Genomic DNA, 6173 nt, shown 5'->3' with positions numbered 1-6173 from the left:
CTCCGTACGGCCCGCGTCCCCGGTGCCCCCGGCGCGGCTTCCGCCGGTGCGGCTTCCACCCGGGCCTCCGGTGCCGTCCAGGCGGTGCTGCCAGGCGGTGAGCAGGCCCTGCAGGGCGGCGGCCTCCTCGGTGCTCAGGTGCGCCAGCAGGCGGTGCTCGTTGCGCAGGTGGGCGGTGAACGCCTCGTCGAACAGGCGCCGGCCGGCGTCGGTGAGGGCGACCACGCGCCCGCGCCGGTCGTCCACGGCGGGGCGGCGGGTGACCAGCCCGGCGCGCTCCAGCCGGTCGATCCGCTTGGTCATCGCGCCGGTGGTCACCATCGTGTGCGCGGCCAGCTCGCCCGGGGCCCGCTCGTACGGGGCGCCGGCGCGGCGCAGCGCGGCGAGCACGTCGAACTCGCCCTCGCCCAGGCCGTAGCGCTGGTAGACGAGGGTCAGCTCGGCGGTCAGGCGGGCGGCGAGGCGGTGCAGGCGCCCGATGACGGCCAGCGGGGAGACGTCGAGGTCGGGGCGCTCGCGCCGCCACGCGGCCTGGATCTGGGCGACGTGGTCCGGGGACCGGTCCTCGTGCCGCTCCTCGTGCCGGTCCTCGTGCCGCTCTTCGTGCCGGTCCTCGTGCTGGTCGGGCTCCATGGACACCACCCTACGCCAGTAGCTTCCCAGGAAGCTATATTGCCTTCCATGGAAGCCACCAAACGCTGGGTGCTGCTCACCGCCCTCGCCCCCGTCGCCTGGGGCGCCAACTACTGGGTCACCCACGCCCACCTGCCCGCCGACCGCCCCCTGTGGGGCGCCGCCCTGCGCGCCCTGCCCGCCGGACTGCTGCTGCTCGCCCTCGCCCGCCGCCGCCCGTACGGCGCCTGGTGGTGGCGCAGCGCCCTGCTCGGCCTGCTCAACACCGCCGCCTTCTTCGTCCTGCTCTACCTCGCCTCCCAACTGCTGCCCACCAGCGCCGCCGCCACCCTCATGGCCGCCTCCCCGCTGGCCCTGCTGCTCACCGCCTGGGCGCTGGCCGGGCAGCGGCCGCGCCGCGCGCACCTGGCGGGGTCGGCGGTGGGCCTGGCCGGGGTCGCCCTCGCACTGGCCGGAACGGGGGAGGGGATCGGCTGGGCCGGGCTGGCGGCCTCCGCGGCCGCGATGCTCGTCTCCTCCGTCGGCTACGTGCTGGCCGCCCGCTGGCGCGAGGGCGCCGACCCGCTCACCGCCACCGCCTGGCAGCTGACCGCCGGCGGCCTGGTGCTGCTGCCGCTCGCCGCCGCCGAGGGCCCGCCCCCGCCGGCGGACGGGCCCACCCTGCTCGCCTTCGGCTACACGACCGTGGTCGCCACCGCGCTCGCCTTCACCTGCTGGTTCGCCGGGCTGCGCCACCTGCCGGCCGGCACGGTGGGCCTGCTCGGACTGCTCAACCCGCTCACCGGCGTGCTGCTGGGCACCGCGCTGGACGGCGACCCCTTCGGGGTGCGCCAGGGCGCGGGACTGGCGCTGGTGGTCGCCGGCATCCTGCTCGGACGCCCGCGCGCCGGCGCCGCCGAGCCCGCACCGGCCGCCGAGCCTCCCGCCGAGCCCGAGCCCGAGCCCGAGCCCGAGCCCGGCCCCGCCGCCCGCTTGCCTTCCGGTCGGGGCGCGTGATCCGATGGCGCGAGCATCGCGTGCCGGTGACGGACTGCGTCAGGCATGGAGGTGCGGAACCGAAGGGACCGCCACCCGTGGCCTCCCCCTCCACCGGCCGTACGGCCGCCCTCAGCCTGCAACTCTCCCGCGCGCACCAGGACTTGCGCCGCCGCCTCGCCGACCTGCGCACCAATCTCGGCCGGCCCCGCCGCCCGGACGGCGACGGCAGCGAACTCCTCACCCACTGCCTGGCCTTCTGCACCGCCCTGACCAACCACCACCAGGGCGAGGACACCGGCCTGTTCGCCCAACTCCTGCGCGAGCGCCCCGACCTGGCACCGACCATCGGCAAACTCGTCGAGGACCACGGCTTCATCACCCACATCCTCGCCCGGGTGCGCCACCTCGCCGACCGGGCCGCCGGCCAGTCCGACGCCGTCGTCCAGGGCGCCACCGGCGCCGACCTGGAGGCGATCGGACGCGAACTCGACGGACTCGCCGCCATCATGGACTCCCACTTCGGCTACGAGGAACGGGCCATCGGCGCCGCCCTGGACGCCGGGGTGCGCGACGACGGCTGGTCGGAGCCGGTGCTGCGCTTCCGGGCGCCGTAGGACCCGGCACCGTAAAACCCGTCGCACCGGCCGGCCCGCCTTCCCTACACTCGCCACGCGGCCGCGCCCCGACGCGCGGCCCGCCGCGACAACGTGACAACCGCGGCGACCGCGACGACGAACGGGACGAGAGAGGGGGCGGGCGGCCATGCCGAAGCAGAGCGCCGCCGCCCCCTCTCCCGCGTCGCGGTACGAGGTGATCCTGGTGTCCCTGGCCTCCCGGTGCCCGCTGCGCGGCCGGCACCGGAGCAGTGCTGCCACCGTCTGACACCGGCCTGTCCGGCCGTCGTCCCATTCCGTGGTCATGAATCCGACGATCCGTCGGCACTGCTGGAATCGCGCGCCCACCCCACGAGCGGAACCGCCTCGAAAGGCACCCGGGCCATGCGCACCCACACCACCACCCGCAGCACCACCACCCGCAGCACCACCGGCACCACCGCCGCCGCGACCGCCGGTATCGCCGCCGTCCGCAACCTCGGCATCCTCGCCCACGTCGACGCCGGCAAGACCACCGTCACCGAGCGGATCCTCTACCTCACCGGCACCACCCACAAGCGCGGCGAGGTCCACGACGGCACCACCGTCACCGACTTCGACCCCCAGGAGCGCGACCGCGGCATCACCATCTTCGCCGCCGCCGTCAGCTGCGCCTGGGCCGGGCACCGGATCAACCTCATCGACACCCCCGGCCACGTCGACTTCGCCGACGAGGTCGAGCGCTCCCTGCGGGTGCTCGACGGCGCGGTGGCGGTGTTCGACGCGGTCGCCGGCGTCGAGCCGCAGAGCGAGTCGGTGTGGCGCCAGGCCGAACGCCACGGCGTGCCGCGCATCGCCTTCGTCAACAAGCTCGACCGCGCCGGCGCCGACCTGGACGCCGCCGTCGCCGCCATCCGCGAACGCCTGCATCCGCGCCCGCTGGCCGTCCACGTGCCCATCGGCGCCGAGGAGTCGTTCACCGGCGTCGTCGACCTGGTCGGCCTGCGCGCCCTCACCTGGGACGACGACGGCACCCTGCACGAAGGCCCGGTCCCGGCCGGCCTCGAAGCCGTGGCGGCCGAGCGCCGCCGCGCCCTGGAGGAGGCGGTGGCCGAACTGCACCCCGAAGCCCTGGAGGAGTTCTGTGCCCGCGCCACCCTGGGCGCCGACACCCTCACCGCGGCCCTGCGCGACCTCACCCGCACCGGCGAGGTGGTCGTGGTGCTGTGCGGCTCCGCCTACCGCAACCGCGGCATCGAACCGCTCCTGGACGCCGCCGTCGCCTACCTGCCCTCCCCGCTCGACGTCCCGCCCACCCGCTCCGCCGACCGCGCCCAGCAGCGCGACCCCGACCCCGAACAGCCCCTGACCGCCCTGGCGTTCAAGGTCACCTCCGCCCCGACCGGGCGCCTGACCCACCTGCGCCTGTACGCCGGAACCCTCCACAAGGGAGCCACCGTGCTCGACACCGCCACCGGCCGCCGCGAGCGCGTCGCCCGCATCCTCACCGTCCTGGCCGACCGCCACACCGAGACCGACAGCGCCCGCGCCGGCGACATCGTCGCCGTCGTCGGCCCCAAGCACACCCGCGTCGGCGCCACCCTGTGCGACGCCGACCACCCCATCGTCCTGGAGGCCCCCGTGAGCGCCGAACCGGTCGTCACCGTCGCCGTCGAGGCCCGCCGCGCCGCCGACACCGACAGACTCGCCGCCGCCCTCGCCCGCCTGGCCGAGGAGGACCCCTCGCTGCGCGTGGCCACCGACCCGGAGACCGGCCAGCGCACCCTGTCCGGCCTGGGCGAACTGCACCTGGAGGTCGCGGTGGAGAAGGTCCGGCGCGAGGCCGGCGTCGAAGCGGTCGTCGGGCGCCCGCGCGTCGCGCTGCGCGAGGCCCTCACCGAGGGCGTCACCGGCTTCACCTACCGGCACGCCAAACAGGACGGCGGCGCCGGGCAGTTCGCCCACCTCGTCCTCGACGTCCACCCCCTGCCGGCGGGCACCGAGGGGGAGTTCGCGTTCACCTCCACCGTCACCGGCGGCCGGGTGCCGCGCGAGTACGTGCAGGCCGTCGAGGCCGGCTGCCGAGACGCCCTGGCCGAGGGCCCGCTCGGCGGGCACCCGGTCACCGGCGTCGCCGTCACCCTCACCGACGGGGCCACCCACCCCAAGGACTCCTCCGAGCTCGCCTTCCGCACCGCCGCCCGCCTCGGCCTGCGCGAGGCCCTGCGCGCCTCGCGGATGCACCTGCTGGAACCGCTCGCCGAAGTGAGCGTCACCGTGCCCGAGGACGCCCTCGGGACCGTCCTGGGCGACCTCGCCGCCCGCCGCGGCCACGTCCGCTCCACCGAACCCGGCCACGGCGCCACCGCCCGGGTCGGCGCGCTGGTGCCGCTGGCCGAACTGTTCGGCTACGCGGGCCGCCTGCGCGGCCGCACCCAGGGCCGCGGCACCTTCACCACCCGCCCGGCCGGCTACGCCCCCGCGCCCACGCCGGCCGGCTGAGCGGCACGGACCGGCTGAGCGGCGCCGGCCGGCTGTGCGGCGTCGCCCGGCCCTCCCCGTACCGGGAGGGCCGGGCGGCGTCCGCTACAGCGCCCCGGCGTCGGCCGCCGCCCACGCCGACGGGTACAGCGGACGCCAGCCCAGCTCCCGGCGCGCCGCCGCCGTGGACACCTGTCCCTCCCACGGGTCGAACGGGTCGAACGGCTCGTCCGGTGAACTGCCGGGGTGCGTCCGACCGTTGAGCGCGTACAGGTCCCAGGCCGTCAGCGGCGCGTCGTCGCCGACGTTGTACGTGCGCCCCTCGATGCCGGGCGTCACCACCGCGCGCCACAGCGCCCGCGCCACGTCCGCGTGGTGCACCACCGCCAGGCGCTGGTGCGCGGGCCAGTTCGCCGCCCAGTGCAGCGACTGCGCCAGGTGCGGATCGCCCTGCCCGTACACGAACGCCAACCGGGCCACCACCAGCGGCAGTTCGGCCCCCAGCGCGCGCAGCCCCGCCTCGGCCTGCGCCTTTGAGGCCGCGTACACCCCCCATGCCGGATCCGGTGCGAGCCGGTCGCCCTCCACGGCGGGGCGCCCCAGCCCCCGCCCGTACACCAGGTTCGTGCTGGTGTGGACGAACCGCCGCACCCCGGCCTTCGCCGCCTCCCGCCCCAGGGCGACGGCCGCGTCCCGGTTGACCGCCCACGCCGCCTCGTCCGGCACCCCGCGCAGCGCCGCCGCCACGTTCAGCACCACCTCGGCGCCCTCCAGCGCCCGCGCCCGGTCCGCCTCCTCGCACAGGTCGCCGACCACCACCTCCAGACTGTCCCGGTGCCCGGCCGCGGTGCGCATCAAAGCCCGTAGGCTGGGCAGGTAGGGACCGTGGGGCGAGACGTTCCACGGGAGACGAGAGGTTCGACAGTCGGCAGCCGGCCCGTCGGCGCCCCGGCAGGCCAGCCGGGGCGGCGCAGGTCCGACCGCCGACCGGAGGGAGACGCTGGGTGATCGAGCTGGAAGATGTTCCCGAGTTGATCGACCCGGTCATGGTCTGCGCCTTCGAAGGCTGGAACGACGCGGGCGACGCCGCCTCCGCGGCTCTGGCGCATCTGGACGAGACCTGGGGCGGCAAGGTGTTCGCCGCCCTGGACGCGGAGGACTACTACGACTTCCAGGTCAACCGGCCCACGGTCTGGCTGGACGGCGGCATCCGCCGGATCACCTGGCCGACCACCCGGCTCTCGGTGATCCGGGTGACGGAACCGACCACCCGGGACGTCGTGCTGATCCGCGGCATCGAGCCGAGCATGCGCTGGCGCTCGTTCTGCAACGAGCTGCTGGGCTTCGCGCACGAGCTGGGCGTCGAGCTGGTGGTGATCCTGGGCGCGCTGCTCGGCGACACCCCGCACAGCCGCCCGGTGCCGGTCAGCGGGGTCACCTCCGACCCGGAGCTGGCCCGCCGGCTGGACCTGGAGGAGAGCCGCTACG

6 protein-coding genes are annotated in these 6173 nt (G+C 76.1%); 4 read left to right on the top strand and 2 right to left on the bottom strand.

Annotated elements, in window-relative coordinates; translation table 11 throughout:
- On the bottom strand, positions 1-633 hold a 633-nt coding region (locus ACIQOV_RS22855; protein WP_401051156.1), incomplete at its 3' end, for a MarR family winged helix-turn-helix transcriptional regulator.
- Between the two features lie 48 nt (positions 634-681).
- Between ACIQOV_RS22855 and ACIQOV_RS22850 the strand changes: the two genes are divergently transcribed.
- The 3 genes from ACIQOV_RS22850 to fusA all read left to right on the top strand — a co-directional run bounded on the left by ACIQOV_RS22850 (position 682) and on the right by fusA (position 4706).
- A complete protein-coding gene (locus tag ACIQOV_RS22850) occupies positions 682-1629 on the top strand; it encodes a DMT family transporter (protein ID WP_401051153.1) in 948 nt (315 codons plus the stop codon).
- A 77-nt stretch (positions 1630-1706) separates the two neighbouring features.
- Positions 1707-2225: a hemerythrin domain-containing protein gene (locus ACIQOV_RS22845; RefSeq protein ID WP_401051150.1), complete on the top strand. Its 519-nt coding sequence runs from the start codon at positions 1707-1709 to the stop codon at positions 2223-2225.
- Between the two features lie 384 nt (positions 2226-2609).
- A complete protein-coding gene (fusA, locus tag ACIQOV_RS22840; RefSeq protein ID WP_401051147.1) occupies positions 2610-4706 on the top strand; it encodes an elongation factor G in 2097 nt (698 codons plus the stop codon).
- An 84-nt stretch (positions 4707-4790) separates the two neighbouring features.
- Here fusA and ACIQOV_RS22835 read toward each other — a convergent pair whose 3' ends face one another.
- Positions 4791-5540, bottom strand: coding sequence for an NAD-dependent epimerase/dehydratase family protein (locus ACIQOV_RS22835; RefSeq protein ID WP_401051159.1), 750 nt, complete (start codon positions 5538-5540; stop codon positions 4791-4793).
- Positions 5541-5689: 149 nt separating this feature from the next.
- On the opposite strand from ACIQOV_RS22835, the gene ACIQOV_RS22830 reads away from it, so the two are divergent.
- Positions 5690-6173, top strand: a 484-nt coding sequence (locus tag ACIQOV_RS22830; RefSeq protein WP_401051145.1) for a PAC2 family protein, incomplete at its 3' end; no start/stop codon positions are given.

It is taken from the genome of Kitasatospora sp. NPDC091257 (genome assembly GCF_044757675.1).
In the GTDB taxonomy this organism is placed as follows: Bacteria; Actinomycetota; Actinomycetes; order Streptomycetales; family Streptomycetaceae; genus Kitasatospora; species Kitasatospora lactacystinica.
Note: the sequence above shows the minus strand (reverse complement) of the source record. Positions and strands in the feature narration are given on the sequence as shown.

What these genes read in the sequence shown, in the direction of transcription:
- ACIQOV_RS22850 (WP_401051153.1), top strand. Translation starts at nt 682, where the DNA reads ATGGAAGCCACCAAACGCTGGGTGCTGCTCACCGCCCTCGCCCCCGTC.
- fusA (WP_401051147.1), top strand. Translation starts at nt 2,610, where the DNA reads ATGCGCACCCACACCACCACCCGCAGCACCACCACCCGCAGCACCACC.
- ACIQOV_RS22835 (WP_401051159.1), bottom strand. Translation starts at nt 5,540, where the DNA reads ATGCGCACCGCGGCCGGGCACCGGGACAGTCTGGAGGTGGTGGTCGGC.